1 pseudogene is annotated in these 244 nt (G+C 24.2%); it reads left to right on the top strand.

Annotation, left to right across the window (positions count from 1 at the left end):
* A pseudogene (locus SB717_RS38765) lies at window positions 1-237 on the top strand (LTA synthase family protein); the annotation flags it as partial.
* Window positions 238-244 lie beyond the last annotated feature (7 nt).

The following is a 244-nucleotide window of genomic DNA, read 5'->3' as shown; positions in this document are numbered from 1 at the left end:
CATTTTTCTAATCTTATTTTTGATTATGCAGGATTAAATAAATCCTTATTTTATCAATTTTTATCGGAACTTTACAAGGAAATACCAGTGCTTAGAGATGAATTAAAAGTTGATAAAAATGGAGAAGTAATCAATGATTTAACAAAGAAACCAAAAGAAATGTTAGAGCAATATAAAATGCTTCAATATGATTTACTCGTTGGAAATCAATATAGTAAAGATATTCTCTTTAAATAAAAGAAAC

Source organism: Priestia sp. SIMBA_032 (assembly GCF_046535215.1).
Taxonomy (GTDB): Bacteria; Bacillota; Bacilli; order Bacillales; family Bacillaceae_H; genus Priestia; species Priestia aryabhattai.
The sequence above is the reverse complement of the archived record's forward strand: the minus strand, read 5'-3'. Positions and strand labels throughout refer to the sequence as shown.